Origin of the sequence: Vibrio sp. T9, from assembly GCF_003123985.1 — a bacterium.
In the GTDB taxonomy this organism is placed as follows: Bacteria; Pseudomonadota; Gammaproteobacteria; order Enterobacterales; family Vibrionaceae; genus Vibrio; species Vibrio diabolicus.
The window spans coordinates 143,659-168,670 of the sequence record NZ_NIGY01000004.1; the positions used below are offsets into that span (position 1 = coordinate 143,659).

General features: G+C 47.1%; 21 protein-coding genes. 7 read left to right on the top strand and 14 right to left on the bottom strand.

The window, feature by feature from the left end:
- Nucleotides 1–1,212, bottom strand: a complete 1,212-nt coding sequence (locus CBX98_RS09475; RefSeq protein ID WP_109169068.1) for a thiolase family protein — start codon at nt 1,210–1,212, stop codon at nt 1–3.
- Between the two features lie 277 nt (nt 1,213–1,489).
- On the opposite strand from CBX98_RS09475, the gene CBX98_RS09480 reads away from it, so the two are divergent.
- The 5 genes from CBX98_RS09480 (at nt 1,490) to CBX98_RS09500 (ending at nt 6,507) form a co-directional block, all read left to right on the top strand.
- Complete coding sequence (locus tag CBX98_RS09480; protein ID WP_012842485.1) at nt 1,490–1,864, top strand: MerR family DNA-binding transcriptional regulator; 375 nt, start codon at nt 1,490–1,492, stop codon at nt 1,862–1,864.
- A 66-nt stretch (nt 1,865–1,930) separates the two neighbouring features.
- Nucleotides 1,931–3,100, top strand: a complete 1,170-nt coding sequence (locus tag CBX98_RS09485; protein WP_109169069.1) for an isovaleryl-CoA dehydrogenase — start codon at nt 1,931–1,933, stop codon at nt 3,098–3,100.
- Between the two features lie 25 nt (nt 3,101–3,125).
- Nucleotides 3,126–4,730 carry a carboxyl transferase domain-containing protein gene (locus CBX98_RS09490; RefSeq protein WP_109169070.1) on the top strand — a complete coding sequence of 535 codons (1,605 nt, stop codon included), beginning with the start codon at nt 3,126–3,128 and terminating at the stop codon, nt 4,728–4,730.
- 29 nt (nt 4,731–4,759) lie between these two features.
- Nucleotides 4,760–5,599, top strand: a complete 840-nt coding sequence (locus tag CBX98_RS09495; protein WP_005390997.1) for an enoyl-CoA hydratase-related protein — start codon at nt 4,760–4,762, stop codon at nt 5,597–5,599.
- Nucleotides 5,599–6,507 (top strand): hydroxymethylglutaryl-CoA lyase, encoded by a 909-nt coding sequence (locus CBX98_RS09500; RefSeq protein ID WP_104970104.1) that lies wholly within the window; start codon nt 5,599–5,601, stop codon nt 6,505–6,507. Before CBX98_RS09495 ends, CBX98_RS09500 begins: the two co-directional genes overlap by 1 nt.
- 8 nt (nt 6,508–6,515) lie before the next feature.
- Here the strand turns inward: CBX98_RS09500 and CBX98_RS09505 are convergent, their stop codons facing one another.
- The 5 genes from CBX98_RS09505 to CBX98_RS09525 form a co-directional block, all read right to left on the bottom strand.
- Nucleotides 6,516–7,067 (bottom strand): DUF2301 domain-containing membrane protein, encoded by a 552-nt coding sequence (locus tag CBX98_RS09505; RefSeq protein ID WP_109169071.1) that lies wholly within the window; start codon nt 7,065–7,067, stop codon nt 6,516–6,518.
- Nucleotides 7,068–7,107: 40 nt separating this feature from the next.
- Entirely contained in the window at nt 7,108–7,986 is an 879-nt protein-coding gene (locus tag CBX98_RS09510) for a DMT family transporter (protein WP_048625206.1), read from the bottom strand.
- 211 nt (nt 7,987–8,197) lie between these two features.
- A complete protein-coding gene (locus tag CBX98_RS09515) occupies nt 8,198–11,245 on the bottom strand; it encodes an FAD-binding and (Fe-S)-binding domain-containing protein (protein ID WP_109169072.1) in 3,048 nt (1,015 codons plus the stop codon).
- Between the two features lie 55 nt (nt 11,246–11,300).
- Entirely contained in the window at nt 11,301–12,170 is an 870-nt protein-coding gene (locus CBX98_RS09520; protein ID WP_109169073.1) for an amidohydrolase family protein, read from the bottom strand.
- A gap of 58 nt (nt 12,171–12,228) precedes the next feature.
- Nucleotides 12,229–13,122, bottom strand: a complete 894-nt coding sequence (locus tag CBX98_RS09525) for an alpha/beta hydrolase (RefSeq protein ID WP_005375755.1) — start codon at nt 13,120–13,122, stop codon at nt 12,229–12,231.
- A gap of 154 nt (nt 13,123–13,276) precedes the next feature.
- Between CBX98_RS09525 and CBX98_RS09530 the strand changes: the two genes are divergently transcribed.
- Nucleotides 13,277–14,233 (top strand): GlxA family transcriptional regulator, encoded by a 957-nt coding sequence (locus CBX98_RS09530; RefSeq protein ID WP_109169074.1) that lies wholly within the window; start codon nt 13,277–13,279, stop codon nt 14,231–14,233.
- Between the two features lie 28 nt (nt 14,234–14,261).
- Here the strand turns inward: CBX98_RS09530 and CBX98_RS09535 are convergent, their stop codons facing one another.
- The 8 genes from CBX98_RS09535 to CBX98_RS09570 form a co-directional block, all read right to left on the bottom strand.
- The gene (locus tag CBX98_RS09535; protein WP_109169075.1) at nt 14,262–15,620 is read right to left on the bottom strand and encodes an MmgE/PrpD family protein; all 1,359 of its coding nucleotides are present in this window, start codon (nt 15,618–15,620) and stop codon (nt 14,262–14,264) included.
- Nucleotides 15,621–15,637: 17 nt separating this feature from the next.
- Nucleotides 15,638–16,474: a nitrilase-related carbon-nitrogen hydrolase gene (locus tag CBX98_RS09540; protein WP_109169076.1), complete on the bottom strand. Its 837-nt coding sequence runs from the start codon at nt 16,472–16,474 to the stop codon at nt 15,638–15,640.
- A 4-nt stretch (nt 16,475–16,478) separates the two neighbouring features.
- The gene (locus CBX98_RS09545) at nt 16,479–17,360 is read right to left on the bottom strand and encodes a glycine betaine ABC transporter substrate-binding protein (RefSeq protein ID WP_046873659.1); all 882 of its coding nucleotides are present in this window, start codon (nt 17,358–17,360) and stop codon (nt 16,479–16,481) included.
- 35 nt (nt 17,361–17,395) lie between these two features.
- A complete protein-coding gene (locus CBX98_RS09550) occupies nt 17,396–18,130 on the bottom strand; it encodes an ABC transporter permease (protein WP_006742426.1) in 735 nt (244 codons plus the stop codon).
- Nucleotides 18,127–19,296: an ABC transporter ATP-binding protein gene (locus CBX98_RS09555; RefSeq protein WP_109169077.1), complete on the bottom strand. Its 1,170-nt coding sequence runs from the start codon at nt 19,294–19,296 to the stop codon at nt 18,127–18,129. The genes CBX98_RS09550 and CBX98_RS09555 overlap by 4 nt, the downstream gene beginning before the upstream one ends.
- 24 nt (nt 19,297–19,320) lie before the next feature.
- Nucleotides 19,321–19,977, bottom strand: coding sequence for an ABC transporter permease (locus CBX98_RS09560; protein WP_031780180.1), 657 nt, complete (start codon nt 19,975–19,977; stop codon nt 19,321–19,323).
- A 235-nt stretch (nt 19,978–20,212) separates the two neighbouring features.
- Nucleotides 20,213–21,526 (bottom strand): methyl-accepting chemotaxis protein, encoded by a 1,314-nt coding sequence (locus CBX98_RS09565; protein WP_109169078.1) that lies wholly within the window; start codon nt 21,524–21,526, stop codon nt 20,213–20,215.
- 354 nt (nt 21,527–21,880) lie between these two features.
- A complete protein-coding gene (locus CBX98_RS09570; protein ID WP_104970111.1) occupies nt 21,881–23,074 on the bottom strand; it encodes an acetate/propionate family kinase in 1,194 nt (397 codons plus the stop codon).
- A 363-nt stretch (nt 23,075–23,437) separates the two neighbouring features.
- Between CBX98_RS09570 and CBX98_RS09580 the strand changes: the two genes are divergently transcribed.
- Nucleotides 23,438–24,976, top strand: a complete 1,539-nt coding sequence (locus tag CBX98_RS09580) for a bifunctional diguanylate cyclase/phosphodiesterase (protein WP_031780182.1) — start codon at nt 23,438–23,440, stop codon at nt 24,974–24,976.
- The last annotated feature ends 36 nt before the right edge of the window (nt 24,977–25,012 follow it).

Consider the following 25,012-nt stretch of genomic DNA (forward strand, 5'->3'; position numbering starts at 1 on the left):
TTAAAGCGGTATTTCAATGCCTATCGCCGTTGCCTCTCCACCACCGATACAAAGTGACGCAACGCCTCGCATCACTTTTTTGGCGTCTAGATCACCGTCGGTACCTAAAGCTTGTAGCTGACACAAACTATGAATCAATGTCACCAGAATTCGTGCGCCACTTGCGCCTATCGGATGCCCCAGTGCACACGCTCCGCCTTTAATATTGACTTTACTCATATCAAGCCCAAGTTCTGCTACCGCGATTTGTGTCACGACAGCAAAGGCTTCATTTATCTCCCACAGATCCACTTCGTCAATTGACCAATCCAATTGAGACAACAACTGTTCAATCGCATAAACGGGAGCCAAAGTATATTCAGCAGGTTTTCTGGCGTGTGTGGCGTGAGACTTGATAACGGCGAGTGGCTCAAGACCTTGGTGGATCGCAGTCTCTTCATCCATTAGAACAAGCGCTGCAGCGCCATCGGAAATCGCACTCGAATTAGCAGCGGTCACCGTGCCTTTTTTATCGAATGCAGGTTTGAGTTGAGGGATTTTATCCAGATCAACCGAGCGCGGGTGCTCATCGTAATCCAGCGTTCCTTGTTCAGACTTGGTGTTGAATTCAATCGGTGACAGCTCGTCGGCAAATAAGCCTCGTTCTTGAGCTTCCAACGCACGTTTTGCCGACATCACTGCCCATTCGTCCATGTGCTCTCTAGTGAACTTAAGCCTGTCTGCGACGTGCTGAGCATAAACACCCATTAAGTGCCCTTCGTACGCATCTTGCAATCCATCGAGAAACATGTGGTCATACGTCGACTGGTGGCCCATGCGCATTCCCTTTCTCGCCTCTTTCAATAAATACGGCGCATTGGTCATACTCTCCATACCACCAGCAATGGCCGTTCGAATCGTTCCAGCTTTGATAAGATCGTGCGCCAACATGACGCTCTTCATGCCGGAACCACACACTTTATTGATTGTCGTGCACCCTACACTCATGGGTAAATCCGCACCAATTGCCGCTTGTCTCGCCGGGGCTTGCCCACAACCCGCAGGGAGCACACATCCCATGAAGACTTCATCTACAGATGTCACATTCACTTCGTGCATTGCCGCCTTGATCGCCAGTGCGCCTAATTGGGGAGCGGAGTAAGTTTGCAACTTTCCTTGAAAGCGCCCGATCGGCGTTCTCTTCGCGCTGACAATCCAGATGTCTTTTTCCATGATTCGCATTCCCTTGAGGTATATGTGAACACTAGACTGACTGATAACGCCCTTGCATGGCATTGCTTACCAAGTGCTACGCCAGTCTTTGTCGCCCTTTCTCACTGACAAACTTTCATACTGCGATTTCTTGACGTTTACGTAAGCATAGCACTAGCCTTTACAATGAGATGAAAAAACACACCAAGTAGGCGTTTATCTTTCAAAATTTGCGTTCGGCCTTTCCGATGAGGGTTCGATTTCCAGAAACTGGATTTTTATTCGAGGTAAGTATGTTATGGAAAAATACAAGATCAGTGACCTCGCCAAGGAGTTTGATATTACCACTCGCAGTATCCGGTTTTATGAGGACGTAGGTCTGATTGAACCAGAGCGAAAAGGCAACATGCGCGTTTATCAACGCAGAGATAAAATTCGTCTCAAACTGATTTTAAGAGGGAAACGGCTCGGTTTTTCACTGGCAGAAATTCGTGAACTTTTCGAGCTCTATGACATGCAACAAACCGAAGGACAGTTATTGAAAATGCTCAATATCATTGAAGAGAAACAAGCCGTCCTACAACAGCAACTCAATGACATCAGCGTCGTAATGGCAGAGTTGAATGCCGCTAAAGAACGCTGTATTCAAACACTCAAAAGCAAAGAGACATAACCGCTATACTCAAATAGCGACACTGCAATCGGCTTTTCCACCTTACCTCTGATATCGGGAGACGTTATGAAAAGCACCTACGCCCCACTCAATTTCGGACTTGGTGATACCATCGATATGCTCCGAGACCACGTTAATGCCTTTTCTACGGAACATATTGCTCCCATCGCCGCAGATATAGACCGCGATAACCAGTTTCCAAACCATTTGTGGCCTTTGTTTGGAGATATGGGGTTGCTCGGTGTCACCGTCGATGAAGAATTTGGTGGTGCAGGCATGGGATACCTCGCTCACGTTGTTGCAATGGAAGAAATCAGCCGTGCCTCTGCATCTGTCGCTTTAAGCTACGGCGCTCATTCTAACCTGTGCGTCAATCAGATCTTTCGCAATGGCACGCCTTCTCAACGCAAGAAATACCTTCCCAAACTCATCGATGGTACGCACGTTGGCGCCCTAGCTATGAGCGAGCCCAATGCCGGTTCAGACGTGATAAGCATGCAACTGAAAGCGGAGAACAAGGGTGACCATTTTGTACTGAATGGCAACAAAATGTGGATCACCAACGGTCCCGACGCTGACATAGTGGTGCTTTACGCTAAAACGGATGTCAATGCAGGTTCACGAGGTATTACCGCATTCATTGTTGAACGCAACGTCGAAGGTTTCAGCCATGCTCAAAAGCTGGACAAACTAGGCATGAGGGGCTCGAACACTTGCGAACTTGTATTTAACCATTGCGTAGTGCCGAAAGAGAATATTCTTGGCGAGCTGAATCAAGGCGTCGAGGTGTTAATGAGTGGACTAGATTACGAGCGCGTCGTCCTCGCTGCCGGACCACTCGGGATAATGCAAGCTTGCATGGACATTGTGGTCCCGTACGTACATGAACGAAAGCAGTTTGGAAAATCCATTGGCGAGTTTCAGTTAGTTCAGGGCAAGATCGCCGATATGTACTCTCGAATGAGTGCAGCAAAAGCGTATGTATATACCGTCGCAGCGGCTTGTGATCGAGGTAACGCAACGCGTAAAGATGCCGCAGGAGCGATTCTATACAGTGCAGAACTCGCCACACAAATGGCACTCGATGCAATCCAATTGCTCGGTGGGAATGGCTACATCAATGAATACCCTGCTGGTCGTTTGCTACGTGATGCAAAGCTTTATGAAATCGGCGCGGGTACCTCAGAGATTCGCCGCATGTTAATAGGCCGAGAACTGTTCGAAGAATCTCGCTAAAGGAACATACGACAAGGAAGTCATTATGGCCATTATCAAAAGTAAAACTAAGCCAACTGACGAGTTATTTCTTTCCAATAAAGCTGCGATGGAAACGTTGGTCACTCAACTGAATCAACATATCGAGACCATCAAACAAGGAGGCGGTGAAAAAGCCATTCAGCACCAGAGGCAAAAAGGAAAACTCCCCGCACGAGAACGCATCGCGCGCTTGCTTGATGACAACACTGATTTTCTTGAAATTAGCCAGTTTGCCGCCTGGCAAGTGTATGACGAATCCATCCCCTGCGCTGGCGTTATCGCCGGCATTGGTTTCATAGCGGGGATTCAATGTATGGTCATCGCCAACGATGCTTCGGTAAAAGGCGGAACCTACTACCCACTCACGGTAAAAAAACACCTTAGAGCGCAAGAGATAGCCCAACGTTGCCAACTCCCCTGCGTATACTTGGTGGACTCCGGTGGCGCAAATCTCCCTCATCAGTCCGACGTCTTCCCCGACAAAGAACACTTTGGTCGCATTTTCTTTAACCAAGCGAGGATGTCAGCAAAAGGCATCCCTCAGGTTGCTGTTGTGATGGGGCTTTGCACTGCTGGGGGCGCATATGTTCCTGCCATGGCGGATGTGTCCATTATGGTCAAAGAGCAAGGCACCATATTTTTGGCGGGACCGCCTCTGGTGAAAGCGGCCACTGGCGAAGTCGTGACGGGTGAAGAGCTCGGCGGTGCAGACGTGCATTGTCGTAAATCTGGTGTTGCTGATTATTACGCTGAAAATGATGAGCATGCCCTAATGCTTGCCCGAGAAGCCATTGCCAATGCCAATAGAGCGAAACCGATTAAGCCGGAGAACACCGTGCTACCTCCCCGCTACGATGCTGAAGAAATCTACGGAATCGTGAATGCCAACTTACGACTATCATTCGACGTCCGAGAAGTCATCGCCCGCATCGTCGATGATTCTGATTTTGACGAATTCAAAGCCTTGTACGGCAGAACGTTAGTGTGTGGCTTTGCTCGCATTCACGGACACTTGATCGGTATTGTGGCAAACAACGGCATCTTGTTTTCTGAATCGGCACAAAAAGGCGCGCACTTTATTGAACTTTGCGCCAAACGGAAAACACCGCTTCTCTTTCTCCAAAACATTACCGGATTTATGGTCGGGAAAAAGGTGGAAGAAGAAGGCATCGCAAAACATGGCGCCAAGCTAGTGATGGCCGTCGCTTGTGCTGACGTACCAAAGTTTACCGTGATCATCGGTGGATCGTACGGCGCTGGCAATTATGGCATGTGCGGCCGAGCTTATGATCCAACCATGATGTGGATGTGGCCGAACGCTCGTATTTCTGTGATGGGCGGAGAACAAGCGGCAGGCGTCTTAACACAAGTTCGAAAAGACGCGAAGGAACGCCAGGGAGAAGCGTGGTCAGAGCAAGAAGAACACACTTTTAGAGAATCGATCATAGACTTGTATGAAACACAAGGACATCCCTATTTTGCGAGCGCTCGGCTATGGGATGACGGAATTATTGACCCCAAACAAACGCGTCAGGTGTTGAGTCAGGCGCTAACGGCAGCATTAAATGCCCCCATTCCTGATAGCGAGTTTGGCGTCTTCAGAATGTAAATATCCAGAGATAAATTAAGGAAGTAAGTATGCAGGAAATGCAACCAAGCATTATTCCCAACGCCCAAAGGCAAGATGATGTTCTTTGGCATGTCGATGACAATGGCGTAGCAACCATCACTCTAAACAGAACAGCCAAGCACAATGCTTTTGACGCTTGTACGATCGACTTGCTGATCCACCGCCTAGATTATCTCGCTTTACGAACGGATGTGCGATGCTTGGTATTAAAAAGTAACGGCAAGCACTTTTCATCCGGGGCCGACCTGAATTGGATGCAGTCGATGGCCGACAGCACGAGGCAAGATAATTTCGTTGATGCCCAAAACTTGGCAAGACTCATGGAAACACTAGATTCGTTCCCTCAACCCACCATCGCGGTTGTACAAGGCTCCGCTTACGGCGGCGCGCTGGGATTGATTTGTTGCAGTGATATCGCCATCGCGAGCCAATGTGCTAACTTTTGCTTAAGTGAAGTTAAGCTTGGTTTAGTTCCGGCAACCATTGCGCCTTACGTCATGCGCGCGATGGGGAATCGACAAGCTAGACGCTATATCTTAAGTGGTGAAGTCATTTCAGCCGAGGATGCCGAACGGTTTGGTATTGTGCATGAAGTGAAAGAAGCCAAACAACTTGAAAGTGCGGTCGATAGCGTGATCAAGACGTTACTACTTAATAGCCCAGATGCGATGCGTAAAGCAAAAACGCTCTGTCACCAATGTCATCAAAACCCCATCGATCAACAACTGATTCACTATACTAGCAAGCTCATTGCGGACATTAGGGTATCGCCACAAGGCCAAGATGGCTTGCAAGCGTTTCTTGAAAAACGAAGCCCAAGTTGGGTAACCAAATCACAGGACAAGTAATGCTGCCTTCCAAAGTAAATATTGTCGAAGTAGGTCCACGAGATGGGTTGCAAAATGAGTCTCCTGTTGCGACCCAGACTAAAATCCGGTTGATCAACTTACTCTCTGATACTGGGCTAACGCATATTGAGGCGGGCTCTTTTGTTTCGCCCAAATGGGTGCCACAAATGGCGGACTCAACAGAGGTCATGAAAGCAATAACAAGGCGAAATCATGTTACTTATTCTGCCCTGACACCAAACCTAAAAGGCTTCGAACAAGCCTTGGAGGCTGGTGCCAATCAGGTCGCAATTTTCACTTCATCATCAGAAGGATTCTGCCAACACAATATCAATTGCTCGATTGCAGAAAGTTTAACTCGCTTCGAGCCTGTAATGCGATTAGCCACCAAACACGGCATCCCTGTTCGAGGCTATCTATCCTGCGTTGCCGATTGCCCATACGACGGTCCGACAGACCCTAGACAGGTGGCGAGCGTGACCAAATCCCTCATCGATTTAGGGTGCTACGAGGTGTCTCTAGGTGACACCATCGGCACAGGCACGCCAAATCGAATTGCAGCCATGCTGGAGGCCGTCATGTTGGTTACACCTCTCCCCCTGCTTGCTGTCCATTTCCACGATACATGGGGACAAGCGCTCGCCAATATTCATCAAGCATTGAGTATGGGCATCAATACCATCGACAGCAGTGTAGCTGGGCTGGGTGGATGCCCATACGCTCATGGTGCCTCGGGGAACGTCGCGACGGAGGATGTACTGTATTTATGCCAAGGATTAGGGATCGAAACGGGGATCGACTTGGAGCTGTTAGCAAAAGCTGGCTGGATGATCAGCGAAGAGCTTAATCGAGAACCCACGTCAAAAGTATCGCTAGCTTTGCGTAACCGTATGACATCTCTAACGTAAGACGTTTATTAAACCTCGTAGTTTGCTTTGATACCGATATCAAAATGAAGTGGCATCCGCCACTTTGATATAGACAGGAAGCCCATAATTAAGCCAGACAACCCTGTCGCAATAGTCGCTACCGTCAGTATTTCGAAACAAAACGCAAAGGTTGCGATGGCAAGTAGCACTGGCACCGCTTTCAAGCCTGGAACTTTAAAACAAAAGGACTCTTTCAGCGCCACACCGGAAAAAGTGACAAAGACAAAACCAAGAGAAAGCCACACGCGGGATAAGTCTGGGTCGCTCACCATGAAGAGCAGTCCCACCCAAGTTGACCAGCTGATGACAGTCCGTACAGTTTTACTGTAGACATGGATATTGGCTGCAGTTAATACACCCGCAATGGCGATGATCAGCAACACATTTCGATCATAAAATGCCGAACCTTCAATAAGGTGCAAACCCGATATCGTCATCGCGATAAGTCCAAAGGCAAATACGCTAATTCCTAAACGGTATAAACAGACACTTAAAATATCTAAAAAGTCTAGTGATTCCTGATGCTCAGTATTGGCCATGCTTCACTCCTAAATTGTTCCCTACCCAAACCTCTTGAAGCTACCTAGGGATAGACAAACGAAATCGACCGCCAGTACGATAAATAATAAGAGAGAATAAGATAAGCACACAGCCTACTAGCTTATTTGCCGTTAGCACTTCGCCATACCACAGCACGCTTAGAATGACGGTCCAAACTGGCTCTAATATCATGATCAAGGCAGCATTACCTGCCTGAACAAATTTTTGCCCCATGGTTTGCATTACGTAACGCAAGCTCGTCGCTAGCAAGGTGCTCAACGCGAACCACCACCAAATGGAGGAGTCAACCTCTGCCGGAAAAGACTCCATAAAGAAAGAAACCAACAAACCTAAACAACCAGCAGAAAAAAGCTGCACGCAAGTAAGCAGCAACACAGGTAGTTTTTGAGAGTATTTGCTGTTCACATTAAAATGAAGCGCCAAAACCAGTGCCGCCCCAAGAAACCAAAATTGACTGGCCGATTGCTTCCAGCCGCCAACTAAAGAGAGACAGGCTAGACCTAACACCGCGATAGGCAAAGAAAGCCAGAAAATTCGTTGTGGTCGTTGACGAAACATAACCCACGCAACAATAGGCACAAATAGCATGGAGAGACTCATGATAAATGCGCCTTCTCCGAGCGTATCGCTGATGGAGATGGCGTAAATCCATGTCATAACGGCACTGCCTAACAGGAGCCCGACACCACCAGCAGAAAGCACATCTCTCAAATTCGCTTTCAGCAAAGGTCGATAGCACAACGGCAACAGACAGAGCGATGCAATAGTAAATCGCGCCCCAATAAAGCCAAAAGGTGGTAACCCCTGTATTGTTTCCTTAGAGAATATCCAGCCAAGTGCCGCGATCATCGTCGTCGCAACCAGAATAACCGTCGCTTTGCGTTCTGAGTTAAACATAAATACTCACAAAATATGGAACACAGTATCGCAGCAAGGGAAGTTTGCTGCGCTGTTGTATCAATTTGAAAGGAGTTTCTGTCGAGCGGAAGTGAAAGCCCGATTCTCTCCTGTGTTGTTGTTAAGCAGATTGAAGTTCTGCGGTCGGATACATTAAAGGCAGGCAAAGTCTTAAGGCAAGCGTTTTCGTATACTAAATTGCCTAAGCATCTTATGCATTAAACAAACTGGCTAAAACTTGGACCGGATGTCGAACGACCTCCCCTTCAAAACGCTTAACCTGACTGCGACAGGAATACCCCGTGGCTAACACACGCTCAGTGGGCAGGTTCTTTATATTCGGTTCCCAACTCAGCTGATAAATAGCTTCAGACGTACTTTTCTTATCCACTTCATGGCCGAATGTCCCTGCCATGCCACAACATCCCGTAGGTATCACATGCAGCTTTAAGCCAAAGTGATGAAAAATAGACTGCCAAGATTTCTCAGTCTGCGGTATTTTTGTCTTTTCTGTGCAATGCGCCATCAAATACCAAGGCTCTTCATCTGATGCGCGTACAGCTGGCCATTCATTGAGTGTATCCACCAGCCATTCATGAGCCGTATAAACTGTAAACTCGCCCCGCTTTTCTTTTAGAACCTGATGGTATTCATCACGATAACAAAGCACTAAGGCTGCATCGATACCGATCATAGGAATTTCAAGATCAGCAACTTGGTTGAGAAAGTCCGAGGTGTTTTGTGCATTTCTGGCGAATTTCTTAAGGAAACCTTTTACATGTTGAGCTTTCCCATTAGGTTTGAAAGGCAGAACAACAGGGTGTTTCCCTAACCGCTGCAATAACTGAATAAAGTCCGCAACCAACTCGGCTTCATAAAAGCTGGTAAATGGATCTTGAACAATCAAGACGTAATTTTGCTTCACTTCTGGGGAAAGCGATTCTAGATACGCAAAGTCGAACGGGCTCACGCCAAGTGCCTGACATCGACTTTGCAACGTAGGGATCGATAGCACTGGCGAATCAACAAAACCGATGGATGTCTCTAATACTTGCGTAACAGGCCTACTAGATGCAATTTGATTAACCAGCTTGGGAGCTTTTGCCATAATCGGCAGCAGTTGCTCAATATTTGACACCAGATAGTCGCGCAGAGGTCTGCGATAACGCGAGTGATAGAGGTGTAAAAAACGCGCTCTAAAATCAGGCACATCAACTTTAATAGGGCACTGACTCGCACACCCTTTGCACGCTAGACAACCGCTCATCACCTCATAAACTTCATGCGATAGGTCATCAGATGCGGGGCGAGATATCAGTTGACTCAGCTTCTGAGCCAAAAGCTTAACCGATAACGTTTGATTGAGAAGTTGCTGTTCGTTAGCGAGCAAATCGAAGCCACTGTCATTAAGACGACGCAGCCATTCACGCATTATCCCTGCCCTCCCTTTCGGAGAGTGGCGACGATCGGCTGTTACTTTAAATGATGGACACATTGGGCTATCAGCATCGTAATTAAAACACAGCCCATTGCCATTGCAAGACAGCACGGGCTTAAGCGACTCTCGGACTTCTACGGGGATCTGACGATCATAGTAGCCACGCTTAGTCGCTGTGACTTTTACCATTTCAGCGTCGCTATTCAGTGGCGTGCAAATCTTGCCCGGGTTCATTTTATTGTCGGGGTCAAACGCCGCTTTAATACGCCTTAATTCAATAAAGAGCTCATCACCAAAGAAGGCAGGTCCATATTCTGAGCGATATCCTTTACCGTGCTCTCCCCACATTAAACCATTGTATTTTGCCACCAGCGCGACCACATCATCGGACAGTTGATGCATCAACGCTTCTTGCTCAGGGTCACACATATCGAGCGCTGGACGCACGTGAAGGACGCCAGCATCCACATGCCCAAACATGCCATAATGCAGGTTATTGCGGTCTAGCAACGTACGAAATTCCGCGATAAAGTCCGCTAAATTTTCAGGCGGCACACAGGTATCTTCCGCAAATGCAATGGGCTTTGCCTGACCTTTGGTCGCGCCAAGCAGCCCAACCGCTTTCTTGCGCATGCCATAAATGGCCTGGATGTCTTGGGGTTCGCGACAGACTTGATACCCGATGATACCACTGCGTCGGTGAGCCATTTCTTTATCGAGAATTGAAAGTAAGCGTTCAACTTTATCCTCAATATCATCGTTGTGACTGCCTGCGAACTCGACAAAGTTAATCCCTTGCATCTCTTTGCCCTGCACATCTGAGATCGCGTGTTTTACCGAGTGCCAGACAATGTCTTCTCTTGCAAGATTGAGCACTTTTGCATCAACTGTCTCAACCGATAGCGCCTCTGCTTCGACCATCAAGGACGCATTTCGTAGCGCTGAGTCAAAACTATCGTATTTAACGTTCACTAATAGTCGCGTGGTAGGTATTCGCGTAAGATTGAGCTTAGCTTCAGTGATAAAAGCTAACGTACCTTCAGAGCCACATAATATTCTCGTGACGTCAAACGCTTCACTCTTGTCGTTGATGGCGTTTTTTAGGTCATAACCAGTAAGAAATCGGTTCAGAGGAGGAAACTTATCCAGAATCTGTTGACGCTTGTCTCGACAAACTTCCTCCGTAATTTTTAACGCTCGCGATACTACATCACTATTTAACCATTTGTTTTGTTGAATTGCTTCGGTATCGAGAACCGAACCATCCGCCAATACGGCTTTGAGCGCCAACACATGATCCGAGGTTTTACCATATTGCAAAGAGCCTTGGCCTGATGCATCGGTATTAATCATCCCACCTAATGTTGCGCGGTTGCTGGTCGACAGATCTGGCGAGAAGAAATAACCATAAGGGCGAACGATGTCGTTGAGTTGATCTTTGACTATCCCTGTTTCCACTCTCACCCAGCCTTCCTGCTCGTTAATCTCTAACACTCGATTCATGTAGCGAGACAGGTCAACCACAATCCCCGAGTTCAATGATTGTCCGTTGGTGCCCGTTCCGCCTCCTCTGGGCGAAAAGGTCAGGTGTTTAAATTCATCACGTGCACTGACCTTGCCAAGTATTACCACATCATGATGGTTGGCAGGAAAGACGACCGACAACGGAAGTTGCTGGTAGACGCTGTTGTCAGTCGCCATGCTCAATCTAGTGGTATAGCGAGCATCAGTATCCCCCTTGAAACCAAGCTGTTTAAGGGTGTTAAAGAACTTGATAACCACAGGATCAGAGGAAACCTGTAGCGGAAGTGCAGGAAGCATAATTTGAATCAGTGCCTTACGGTTGTCTTTTTAGGTTCGTAACATGAATGCGGAGTTAAAAGCGGTAGAGGCGCTTGGGGTTATCGACCAGAATCTTACTAAACAGTGTCGTATCTTGCGTCCAGTGCCACAAGGTATCTAGCAACTGGCCATCATTTGGCATCTCAGCAGCAAAACATGGATGAGGCCAATCCGATCCCCAGACACACTGCTCTTCATTCGCTTCTAACAAAGCTTGAGCAAACGAAGAAACGTCATCATAAGGCGGCGATTGAGGCGACAAACGATACGGAGCCGACAGTTTTGTCCACACTTTCCCTTCGGCCTTAAGCTTCAATAAGGTTTGAAAACCAGGATGAGAAATAAGCTTGTTTGTTGGCATATGTCCAAGATGATCAATCACTACGGGCACGGGTAAAGCCCTTAATCGGCGATATAAGTCATCAAACTGCGAAACATCAATTAAGCATTGAAGGTGCCAGTGTCGCTCTGCAAGGCGAGCCGCTAAACGTTCAACATCACGCCACTCAATGCCACCTTTAAACAGCAGGTTCATCCGCACCCCACAAAATCCGGCTTCTTGTAGCTCATCCAGCGTTTGCTCGGACACATCCGCATCCACGACCGCGACGCCTTTGTAGTCGTAACCTTGCTGGCGCAAATACCGTAATGTATCAAGATGCAACTGGTTGTCATTGCCATACACACTCGGCTGAACGAGCACGCCATGACGGATGCCTAATTGCTGGTGCAAATGCAGGTACGCGCCGATGCTGGCATCAGGTGGCGTGTAGGTTCGCGTTTCACAGTACGGATAACTTGAAGAAAAAACGTGGGCATGACAATCAACCGCGCCTTCAGGAATCGCGATTGTTGGTTTATGTACAAATGGGTCCGCCGCTTCACAAAATGGAATTATGCTCATCGAAAATCATCCTGTCAGAAAGGTAGAGGTGCCATCAACGAGAGCACCTCTTGAAGACTCAACTGAAGTTCTCACTCAACCAGTTTGCGATCACGCCAGAGAACTGAATAAACTTAGGATCGTCGTCCAACATCCACTCGGTGTGACCACCTTCCGGCAGTAAGAATAGAGATTTCGGCCCAGGGTATTTCGCGTACAGCGACTTTGCTTCGGTCACTGGGTGAAGGTCGTTTTCTGCACCGTGCGCAATCAAGATTGGCGCGTCTGCAAATCGCTCATCCAGTAGAGCTTCCGGTTTGAAATTGATGAGAGAATCCGCAAAATCCAGATCAGATGTCACGCCGTAGCCCGGCGCTTTGACCAGTTCAGTGAATACATATTCGCGGCTTACTGGATCAAGCGGGTAGATTTCAAATGGATCAATCCCCTGCTTTTCTCCACCAAGAGCAAGACGTGTACGCTCTTCTAACATAAATTGACGGAACGCTTTCCAGCCGTGCTCGCCACGTTGAGCCACCTGAACACGTACCGCATCATAAAAGCCGTTCATGGAGATAAGGCCATCAATCGCATCTTGGCAAACGCGGTAAGCATCAAGAATTAATCCTCCCGCCATGCCCCAGCCAGCCAGTACGACTTTGCGGCCTTCCTCGTCAGCGCGCTGTTTCACAACCGCAACCGCATTAGCGATGTCGCGTACTTGTTCATCCAGAATAACTCGCTCACGAATACCCTCAGATTCGCCAAAGCCACGGTAGTCAAATCCGAATACTGTAAAGCCCTTCGCAGTTAAGGCTCTCGCGTAACGCTCTGGGTGAATATTTTTTTGCCCAGTAAAGCCTGAGCAGACAATAACGATCGGTAAGTCTGGGTTGTTAACGTTCTCGTCAGTAAAGAAAGCGCCATCAAGGCGTAGACCATCACTAATTACTGGGGCTTTTTGTTCAATCATAATTATCTCGTCCAAATGAATGTGTATGCTCGACAAAGAACTCCTTGTCTTGGGTCACATCATGTTCTAATTTTGATAGCAATAATTTAACAATTGCGACATTCTTATCCAGAAATACGACATAGATGAACTGCCCACTTGGTGACCACAGAGAATGAAAACGACACTCACGTATCGCATTGGTTTTTTCCTTATTCCTGATTTTTCGATGCTCTCTTTTTCGGCGGTTATCGAACCTCTTCGAATGGCCAACCGCCTCGCTGGTTGCGATTTGTATCAGTGGGATATTTATGGATTCGAAGATAAAGAAGTATCGGCCAGTAATGGCGTTTCATTCTCGCCAACACAGTCAGTCAACAACATTGCTCATTTAGACTTGCTGCTGGTTGTAGCAGGTATTGGCGCCCATGTTGCTGCTGCGAGTGGCTCCGTGAACCGGTGGTTAAAGCAAGCGCTTCGTCAAGGCATCGCCGTGGGCTCGACTTCGACAGGCAGCGTGTTGTTAGCAAAAGCTGGCCTGTTAAAAAACAAAACGTGTACCGTGCATTGGGAGTCCGCCAACAGCCTGGCAGAGGAGTTTCCAAACATTAACGTGACCAGTGAGTTGTACGAATTCGACCCACGCACACCAACTTGTTCGGGCGGCCTAGCCGGTTTGGATATGATGCTTCATTTAATTACAAACCAACATGGGAGCGACTTGGCGAATCAAGTGGCAGAGCAATGCATTCACCCTGCGATTCGACCAGCGCATGATAAACAGCGGATGTCGTTAATCCGTAAGCACAACATCCGCCACCCGCGCCTGCTCGACGCTGTAGAGATCATGGAAGCCAACATGGAAGAGCCGCTAAAGTGCTATGAAATTGGCGAGCAAGTAGGGTTATCGGTCAGGCAGATGGAAAGGTTATTTTTGCAATACTTGCAAGACAAACCAGGTAATTACTACCTTCAATTGCGCTTAGAACGCGCTCAACATTTGTTGTTGCAAACCATGCTGTCCATCACCCAAATCAGCACCGCTTGTGGGTTCAGTTCTACATCGTATTTTGCGCGCTGCTACAAAAAACGCTATGAAAAAACGCCGCGTGAAGAGCGACGTTTAACTTAAGATTGAGTAAGAGAAAAGAAGTTCGATCTCATCTTGATGTGTCAGGCGACGTGTCAGACGGCTTATCAGACAAAGTGCCTTGGTAAAGCAATGATAGCCAAGCAAGTACCTGCTCTTTACTGGCTTTATCAAGTTGCAAACACCCCTCTTCTATCGCTGACACGCGTGAAGCGGGCAGTTCTGTCTCTGCCAAAGTACGAAACTTTCCTCGCATCTCGTCTCGACTGAGAGGGTTTTCAGGATTACCTCGCGCAATACAGGGAGGCGAAGTCAGTTTGTCGCCATTTTTCAACGTCACCACGACATGCGCCCAGCGTTCAGCTGGAAACTTATCATTATATGCAGGCTCTTCAATTAACTTCATCCGCTCCGTAAGTGCCAAACGAGCAGGATCTTTCAGTCCTTTGGTGACGGCTTCTACCGTGACCGTATTATCCATGACCGCACTCGCGACTGAAAATGGCAAACTGTACTGAGCCTGCTCGGTTGTCTCTGGGCGCTTGGTATGCAGACACACCGCCTGATGAAAGCTATGAACTTCGATAAGTTCAATCTCATCAGGTTCTAGTTTATTTTCTTGTTGCAGCGCTCTCACTGCTTCAACCGCGGGTTGAGCCCAACGACAAACCGGATACGGTTTAAAGTATTGCTCCAGGATATACCAACGCTGCCCTAAATCTGCCCACAAAGCGTGAGTTTGTTGGTCCAGCAGAGTCACGGCTGGCGCGCCAGTAAAGCCCTCTTCTGCCAGCTCTGCACTGGCAAAGCCCGCCATCGCTCCCCAGCCAGAGCCGTCTTTGAGCATGGTTGGATGTTCAATACAACGCATCATTTGGCTGCGCGGGCCATAGAACTCGGCAATGCCGAGCGCATGCTCTGTTTGTGCCTCCGTTAATTCTTTTCTTCTTGCAGATACTGCGGCGACGCCCAGCGCATTCCAAGCACCAGAAGTATGGTAGTCACAAGCGGTTTGATGCAGCGCGATTCCGGCGCGAGTTGCTATTTCGTAGCCAATGACGAGGGACGTTAATAACTCTTCTCCCGTAACTGCTGACTCATACATACTGGCGAGCAGCCCCGGCAAAACAGCGACGCCAACATGGCCTTTCGTCAGGACTTGGCCGTCGTGCGCGTCCATACTGTCAATCAACATGCCGCCATATAGACTTGCCCCACAACCACTGGCCGTGTGATCAGAAAACAGCATCGGCGTATCACCGGCAAACTGCTTCAGCGCGAGTTTGGCTACCATGTTTTGCAGCTGCGTCGCTTTACCAGCTGCGGCGACACCTAACAGATCCAAGACGCAATATTTCGCTTGTTCAATAACGTCAGCGGGAAGCTGTTCAAAGGTTAATTCGTGAATAAGTCGATGAATAGATTGCATCGTCTACTGCTCCAGTTTTAGCGTTTTGCCTTCGACAATAGCGTTGTGATCAATGGTGTATTGCTGTCTCGCACGGTAGGCAGCTCAAATCTGGCTTTATCAATATCGTCCAATGACAAGGTCGCAGTTATCAAGGTTTCACCGTCTTCTGCCTGCGCCAATAGCTTACCCGTTGCAGACAAAATACAGCTTCCTCCCCAAAACCACGCTTCGCCCTCTGGCCCGTAACGGTTGGCCATCAAAACTGGAGTTCCGTAGAGCACCGCATAAAATTTAACGTTAACTAACCAGTTGTCTTCATTGGAAAAATCTTTACTGACAATACTGCTGGCCGAATTGATCGGCGCGAGCAAGATTTCAGGCTTATCGAGTAGCGCGCAATGAACTAAAGGTGGATTCCATAAATCGGCACAAATTAAAACCGAGCCTCGCCAATTATCATCAAGAGAAACGCTGGTGGTTGCGTCTCCCGAATGAAACCACTTGCCCTCTTCAAGCCCACCATAGGTTGGTAAATTGATTTTGCGATGCACAGCAACCACCGTACCACCGAGCAACCAAGCCATCGCGTTGTAGTATTCTCCCGGAGCGGCCTGTTCCACAAAGCCGACAATCACGGACATGTGCGGTGCAAGTTGCGCAAGCTCTTTAAGCCGAGCATCATCACGCTTCATGGCAACTTCACGCACAGAAGATTGGAGCTGGTATCCGGTCAAGGAGAGTTCAGGAAACAGCAATAGCTGCGACCCCAAGGCCGCAGCTTGCTTTATGTAATCCTGATGAGTATTCAGATTGGCATTCACATCGCCTAACTGGGCGTTGATTTGGGCCACACTGACTTGCAGGATAGTCATGGTATTACCCCAAGTTATGCTCAGATAGGAACTGGCTTGCGACTTCTGAGATCGAACGTCGCTCCACATCAACTTGTTGATTCAAAGTCGACATCGTATCGCCATCGATCGCCGCAGAAAGCGCGTTCATTTGCTCGGCAAGCTCTGGGTTCGCATCTAGCGTTTCTTGGCGAACCACAGGTGTGATCGCGTAATCAGGGAAAAACTGTTTGTCATCCGTTAAAACGGTAAAACCGAATGCTTTGATACGACCATCGGTTGCAAATACAAGCGCAGCATCGACTTCTTTCCCTTTTAGCGCATCATAAGTTAACCCCGTATCCATGCGTTTCACTTGGTCTCGTGACGCTTTGAATTTGTAGGTTTTCTGTAAAGGTCGGAAGCCATCTTTTCGTGCATAGAATTCCGCATTCAAAGCAATGGTCATTGGCGGGTCTTGGCGCATTTGCTCGGCGAAGTCGGATAAGGTTGAGATGCCACGTTGTTTCGCATCGTCACTGCGCATAGCGAGCGCGTAGGTGTTGTTCGCTTTTGAAGGGTTAAGCCAAACTAGGCCTTTCTTCGCATCGAGTTCCTTAACGCGTTGATACACTTGCTCTGCTGGGAGCTTGTCTTTGACTTTGTTGTAAATGATCAGTGATGTACCCGTATATTCCCAATAAAGATCGATCTGGCCGTTTTCTTGCGCTTTACGCAAAACCGCACTGCCCATGCCCGAACGCTTATCAACGTCGTAGCCTTTTTTGGTTAAATATTGAGACGTGATCTCCGTTAAAAGCTGTTGTTCTGTAAAGTTTTTACCACCTACGACGATTTCCGCAGATGCGTGAAAACTTGAAAGCAGTACACCAACGGCCAGCAAGCGGCGAGTAATTTGCTTCAACATGTTTGACTCCTGTCTGTGTTCAATTTTTAGGATTGTTATTGTCTAGCTCTAATAGGGTTACAGCCTTTAGGTACAGTGACATAGGAAACGGCTCCTACCACACTGTCGATAGCGATAGCCAGCATCGCTGTAGGAATAGCGCCTGCCAGCATCATGATGGGTTCATCCAGATCAATACCGGTAAAAATGAGCTCCCCTAACCCACCGCCACCAATTAAGAAGGCCAGTGGAACGGTGCCCACGTTGACAGCTAACGCCGTGCGGATACCTGCAAAAATGACGAACAGCGCATTAGGAATTTCAACCTGAAACAACATTTGTAACTCGGTCATACCAATGCCTGACGCCGCTTCTTTTAAATGAGCGGGCACTTCTTTCAGCCCGATGTAGGTGTTTCTGACAATCGGCAACAACGAGGCAATCGTCAGTCCAAATACCGCAGGCACGGTGCCAATGCCAAGAAAGCTCATCGCCAGGGCGAGAATGGCTAAAGTAGGAATCGTGGTCCCCACATTCAAAACCTGCATCGCCGATTCTGCGACTTTCTGAAAACGAGGACGGCTGAGCAATACGCCGACGGGAATCGCGATTAGGATCGCCAATCCACCAGACAGCAGCACCAGTTCAATGTGCTGAACCGTCAGATAAACAATGTCTTCTTGGTAGTAAAGAAAATCATCGATCGTACCCGCGCCTTGTAAATAAATACCCAATGCAAAGACACACGCCAATAAAACGAAATAGTAAGTTTGTTTTAGCTGATTGGTCACGATGCCTCCTTAGCCTGATGCAATGGCTGCGGCTGACTAGGAGAGGTATCGCGCTGATAAGTTGCGCCTAGATAATGAGTAATGCCGCGCTGTGTGACTTCGCCCACTAAGCGGCCACTCTCGTCAACACACGGCATCCAAACAATGTCGTGCGTGAACATCTTCGACGCGACTTTACGCAGATCATCCGTGGTTCGGGCGATTGTTTTCAGGCCGACATAATGTTCACCGCAGTACCCCTTCATATTGATTGCGGTAGCTTTTGGCACATAACCGATAGGCTGGTGTTGGTCATTCACTAACATCACGGCGTCGCGATACCCATACGCGTCAATTTTGGTTAAAGCGTCGGCAAGCGTATCGTTAGGTTTCACGTACGCAAAGGTGGTCTGCATGACGGATTCAGCTGTAACTAAGCGTAGACGTTTAAGTGCGCGATCATCTCCGACAAAGTTTTTCACGAAATCATCTTTCGGGTGTGCGAGTAAATCGTCAGGCGTATCGTACTGAACCAGATGACCATCGCGGAAAATCGCGATTCTATCGGCCATTTTGACCGCTTCATCAATGTCATGACTGACAAACATGATGGTTTTGTTGAGCTCCTGATGCATTTTAAGGAACTCATCCTGGATTACTTCACGGTTGATCGGGTCAATCGCACCAAAAGGTTCATCCATCAGCATGACGGGAGGATCCGCCGCTAGCGCTCGGGCAACACCAATTCGTTGCTGCTGTCCGCCAGACAACTCATTTGGATAACGATTAAGGAAGACACTAGGATCAAGAGCCACCATCTCCAATAGCTCTTTTGCACGGGTCATGTACCTTGCCTTATCCCACCCTAATAACTTGGGAACCACCGCGATGTTTTCGCCGATCGTCATGTTGGGAAATAAGCCAATTTGCTGAATAACATAACCGATATTGCGGCGCAGAGTGACTGTATCCATCCCAGAAGTATCTTCACCACCAAGATAGATCTTGCCCGATGTCGCGGGAATAATTCGGTTGACCATTTTCAGCGTGGTGGTTTTGCCACAACCGGACGGGCCAAGTAACACACAAATTTCACCACTGGGAACTTCCATCTCAATGTGATCTGCGGCAGTCACCGGGCCATTAGGCGTTTCAAAAATTTTGGTTAGCTTGTCAATTTTGATCATTTGAATGTCCCTATTATTTGTCCTTTATCGAGCAGCGGTTAGGCCCGGTGGCGTTAATCTTTTTTGTAGTCGAATCAATCCGTAATCCGCGATGATAGCCAGAAGGCTGACGGCGATGGCACCAACGATCAGTTGTCGAGGATCACTTTGCGAGATGCCACGACTGATAAACACGCCCAACCCTCCTGCTCCGATATACGCGGCGATCGCCATAACGCCAATATTCATTACTACTGCCGTTCTCACACCCGCCATAATCACCGGAATCGCCAATGGAATTTCCACCATTTTCAAACGCTGAAAAGGCGTCATCCCGATGCCGCGAGCAGCCTCTCGGAGTGACGGTTCTACGTTGTGAATGGCGGTATAAGTGTTGCGAATAATAGGCAGCTGAGAATAAAGCAGTACGGTAATCACGGCGGGCACGTAGCCAATCCCATGACCAATGGTCGATAAGAGAGGAATCATCAAACCAAACAGTGCGATTGAAGGAATGGTGATAATGATGGACGCTACGTAAAGCACCACTTTCGCAACGCGCTCATTTTGTGTGATAAGAATGCCGATAGGTACGCCAGTTAGGATGGCAAGCCCAACAGCCAGAGCGACCAAAGAGATGTGCTCCATGGTAAGCGTACCTAGCAGCGCTAAGTTATCTATGGTGAAATTTAGTAAGTCCAAGTAGGTCTCCCCCAACTGTGATTCGCAACCAAGTTAACAGGAGATTAAATTACGCTACTTTTTATTAACAGTGTTGTAAAATAGCGACACGTTAAGATAGAAATACGAAATATTAAGGAGGGAAATAATTAGCTTTCTCATCACCAAAAAAGCGCTTTATTGGCGATGAGCAGCAGTAGTAAACAGGTTGATTATATCGGAGCTGAAAAAAGCCATTGATAGCATGAAGAACCCACTACAATGAGCGGTTAAATTGCTCCACAGCCTCTACGACACGGCTAGCGCCATCTTGTATTTCGTTCATCACATTTCCCGCTTTTTCTGAAAGCTCTAGCGTATCTAGTGCTTCTTTTTGGCACTTGGCGATCAGTTGGACAGCATTATCGGTTCGCTCTAAGTTTTCAGTTACCATTGTGACAATTTCATCAGTGGTCGCATTGGTTCTTGTGGCAAGCTGTCTGACCTCGTCAGCAACAACGGCAAAGCCTCTACCATGCTCACCCGCGCGAGCCGCTTCTATCGCCGCATTTAACGCTAGTAAGTTAGTTTGGTCAGCAATACCACTGATGCTATTAACCAGTTCACTAATGCGTGATGAGTGCGCTTTGAGCTCGTCAATGGCCGTATTCGCTTGCTGCATCTGGTCAGACAGTGTTTGCACCTTTTCTAGCGTCGAACCTATCACTTGCTGACCTTGCAGTGTTTGTGTTCCGGTCTCTTGAGAAACTTCATTAGCCAATTGCGCAGCCTGAGCCATTTGCTGCTCTTGCATCACCTGCTGGGTGATGTCGGTCGCGAACTTGACGACCTTGTAGAGCTCTCCTCTATCGTTATGGATAGGATTATAGGAGGCTTCTAACCATACCTCTTCACCGTAACGGTTAACTCGCTTAAATCGGTCTGAAGCAAACTGTCCTTTTGCCAAACGTTGCCAGAACTCGCGATAAGCTTCAGAACCAGCCTCTTCCTGATCGCAGAACATACGATGATGCTTACCTTTAATTTGATCCAGTGTATAACCCATCGTACTAAGGAAATTATCATTGGCCTTTAATACATTACCATCTAACGTGAACTCAATAACCGCCATAGAACGGCTCAACGCATTCAGCATGTCCTCTTGCTCACGCGATGCTTTGATCGTTCGCGTAAGCTCAGAAGCAAACACAAAAAAGCTTTCGACTTCTTGATGTTCGTTTAAAACAGGCTGGATAACCGTTCGTAACCACGCTTCTTCGCCGTTGCCTTTAAGTACTTGCATCGCGCCATTCCAAAAGACTTTTTCCTGAACGGCTCTCTTCATTCGATGAAAGTGATCTGTATTGCGCGAATTTGATGGCACCAACTCGGTAATCGGTTTCGCTAAAACATCTGCATCAGTGAAAAAGAGTTGTTGGTGAAGTTTTGTATTTACAGAGGTAATGCAACCTTTCTTATCCAGCGTTAAGCGAAGCATTTCTTCATCTAAACTGTGTTGGATTTGCTGCAAGCGTTGCAGATCCTGCTTTAATCGTTGGTTTTCTTGCTGAAGCGACTTATTAAAAAACATGACTTTCTCTCATTTGACTAATCTTCGAACTAGTCAACGGTTTATTATTTATATGCCCAATAGCCTGCAAAGATACGATTTCGTTTGATCGTTCTTCAAACGCAATTCCTGTCTCCGAGCTGAGACACCTACATGACATAAGGCTATTTTTCTTTGGTATGACTTAAGCGCAGTATACTGAAATTTCTTCACCGCCCAAGTTGTTTATATATTTATCAATATTAAGGCAATTGGCAGCTATTAGAGATCCGTATTAATGCGGATAGTTGTATGGAGAAAAGATGTATTTGGATCAAAAAAAGCCCTTTCCATAAAGGAAAGGGCTTTGACTTAGTTCCCAAAATTTTTGCCGTTTTACAGCAGTTCCACCGACTGTTGAGCGATCACCCACTCTTCGTTGGTAGGAATAACTAGTGCTTTCGCACCGAGCAACTCAGATGTTGCAATAACACCTGCGTTGCCAAATCTTGCATCTTCGTTGCCTTTCTCATCTTCAACAAAACCTAGCAGTTTTAGGTTTTTCAAGATTTCACGACGAATTGGTAGTGAGTTTTCACCAATACCACCAGTGAAGATGATGCCGTCTAATGAATCCAGAGCAGCTAGGTAAGAAGTAATGTATTTCGCAACACGGTAAGTGAAGATTTCAAATGCCAACTTCGCACGTGTGTTACCCGCTTCCATGGCTTCTAGTACACCACGTGCGTCACTTGTTACACCGGATACACCTAAGAAGCCTGACTTCTTGTTCATCATCTCGAACACTTCGTCTTTTTCCCAACCTTTACGGAAAAGGAACTCGATAACACTTGGGTCGAGGTCACCACAACGAGTACCCATCATTAGGCCAGCTAACGGCGTCAAACCCATACTTGTATCAACACATTCGCCATTTTTAACCGCACTCACTGATGCACCATTACCTAAGTGCACGGTGATAAAGCTGCTTTCTTCAACCGGCTTATCTAGCATTTTCGCTGCTTCACGACTTACGTAGTAGTGGCTTGTGCCGTGAGCACCGTAACGACGCACTTTATGCTCTTCGTAAAGCTCGTAAGGAAGCGCGTACATAAACGCTTTGGCAGGCATTGTTTGGTGGAAAGCAGTATCAAACACAGCGAATTGAGGCAGTGAAGGGAATGCTGCCATTGCTGCTCGCATGCCTTCTGCATTCGCTTTGTTATGAAGTGGCGCTAGCTCAGCAAGACGCTCAACTTCTTGAATAACTTTTTCATCGACTTTTACTGTGCCTTTAAAGGTTTCGCCACCAGCAACAATGCGGTGACCTACAGCCACAAATTTTGAGCTCAAACCCAAAGTCTCGAGTAGTTTTACCACTCGCTCAACAGCGTACTGATGATGGTTACCGCCAGCAGGAATTGCTTCAACGGTTTTTTCTCCCTGATATTTCCAACTGATTTCAGCTTCAGGTAGGCCAAAACACTCACCAATACCTGATACCAAAGCTTCACCGGTTTCAGAATCAATAACAGCAAATTTTAATGAAGAGCTACCAGAGTTGATCACCAGTACAAACGAATTAGACATGAAATAGTTATCCTGTTGTAGAGCAGAGGTTGTAATAGCGCTTGTGCGCTGCGTACTTCTTGTTTGCCCCTCTATTATTCAATAATTTTTTAATCTTTCAACAATCTTTTAGTAAAAGCGATTTGATTGAACAAATTTTGTTGATCTGTAGCAAGTTTTGATTTTATTTGAAGACTAAAAAATATGACTTGTTAAACATAATTTATGAATAGGTCAATTTGTACAAATTCAGAGATATGAGCTACGTTGTTTATTGGGTGAACAAAAATAATAAACCAATCAATAAATCGGGGTAATAATGTGCCCACTATTGCATTTCTATTAGTGATCTTAGGTTTGATTTTGCTCTGCTGGGGATGGCAGATGACAAAAAACATCTGCTCGAGAACTGATGTACCCGGGTGGACTTTCCTATTGTTGTTAATCAGCTGTTTCATTTTTGCGTATGCCGCTTTTTTACACGCTATAATGCAAAAACCTATCGCTTCCCTCTTGGAAACCGGAGTTTCTCTCATTTTATTCGGTGGCAGCATTTTTGTGGTGCTGGTTATCAAATGGAGCAACGACTCCATACTAGAACTTCATACCGTTGCTGAAAAAGAGAAGCGTAATGCCGTTCACGACGCACTTACTGGACTCCCTAACCGTAAATACTGCTTTGAGTTAATCGAAGATAGAATACAGTCTGGAGACCCTTTCTCAGTGATCCTTTTCGATGTCGTTAACTTTAAACAAGTCAACGATGCTATGGGACACTTTTGTGGAGACCAACTACTGATTCAAATTGGGCAACGTCTCCAAGAGAAACTTAAAGGCAGTGACAAAATTTTCCGCGTTGGTGGCGATGAATTTGTCATCCTCACCTCGTCAGCGTGCGAGGAAACAGGCAAAAGTCTCATCGAAGAGTTAGATTCAGCACTGTCTAATCGCTTCCATTTAGATGAGTTTCAAGTCTCTTCCCGCGTTGTTTTCGGTGTCAGTACCTACCCTTATGACGCTCTGTCCAATGATCTATTGATAAAGCACGCGGACATTGCCATGTATCACGCCAAACGAAATGGCAACCTCTTTGCATTTTATAATGAGGACATGAACGTCGGGGCCAAGTACCAGCTCGAAATCTCTTCTCGTATTCAATGTGCGCTGGAAAAAGAGGAGTTCCAGCTGTACTACCAACCGTTGATTGACGCACATACTAACTTAGCTGTCGGCTTTGAAGCCGTGATCCGTTGGCATGACGAAAATGGTAAAACGATTTCGCCTAACGACTTCATCCCCATCGCGGAGCGAAGTAATCAAGTGCACAACATCACCATGTGGGTCCTCAACCAAGTTGAAAAAGACCTCCAGACCTTTATAGAAAAAGACATCAAGCTTCCTGTCCACGTTAACTTATCTGCAAAAGATCTCTCGTCTAATTTATTGTTCAACCGCTTGGAAACACTGCTCAAAGTAAACCCTCAATTTGCTGACCTTATAAGCTTAGAGATTACTGAAACGATGGCTATTGATAGAGTTGTTGAGCTCAACCCCCTAATTCACCAAATCAAAGGATTGGGTATTAAGATCAGCTTGGACGACTTTGGCACCGGGTATTCATCTCTGTCGCTTTTGAGAGATCTCCCAGTTGATCAAATTAAAATCGACCGATCATTTCTTTGTACCGCAAGCCGGACAGAGGGCACCCGCTCTATCGTTGAGAACACAATAGCGTTAGCGCATGGCCTAGGGTATTCAGTCGTCGCAGAAGGCGTTCAAGACATGGATACACTGCATTTTTTACGCAGTCGTGGCTGCGACATCATTCAGGGCTACTTGTTTTGTCCAGCCCTACCCTTAAACGAAGTAATAACCTGGGTAAATGAGCACGATGAAAAACAAAGCCGTATTCGACGCGCATAAAAAAGCCGAGCATTTCGCTCGGCTTTCAATTCTTGC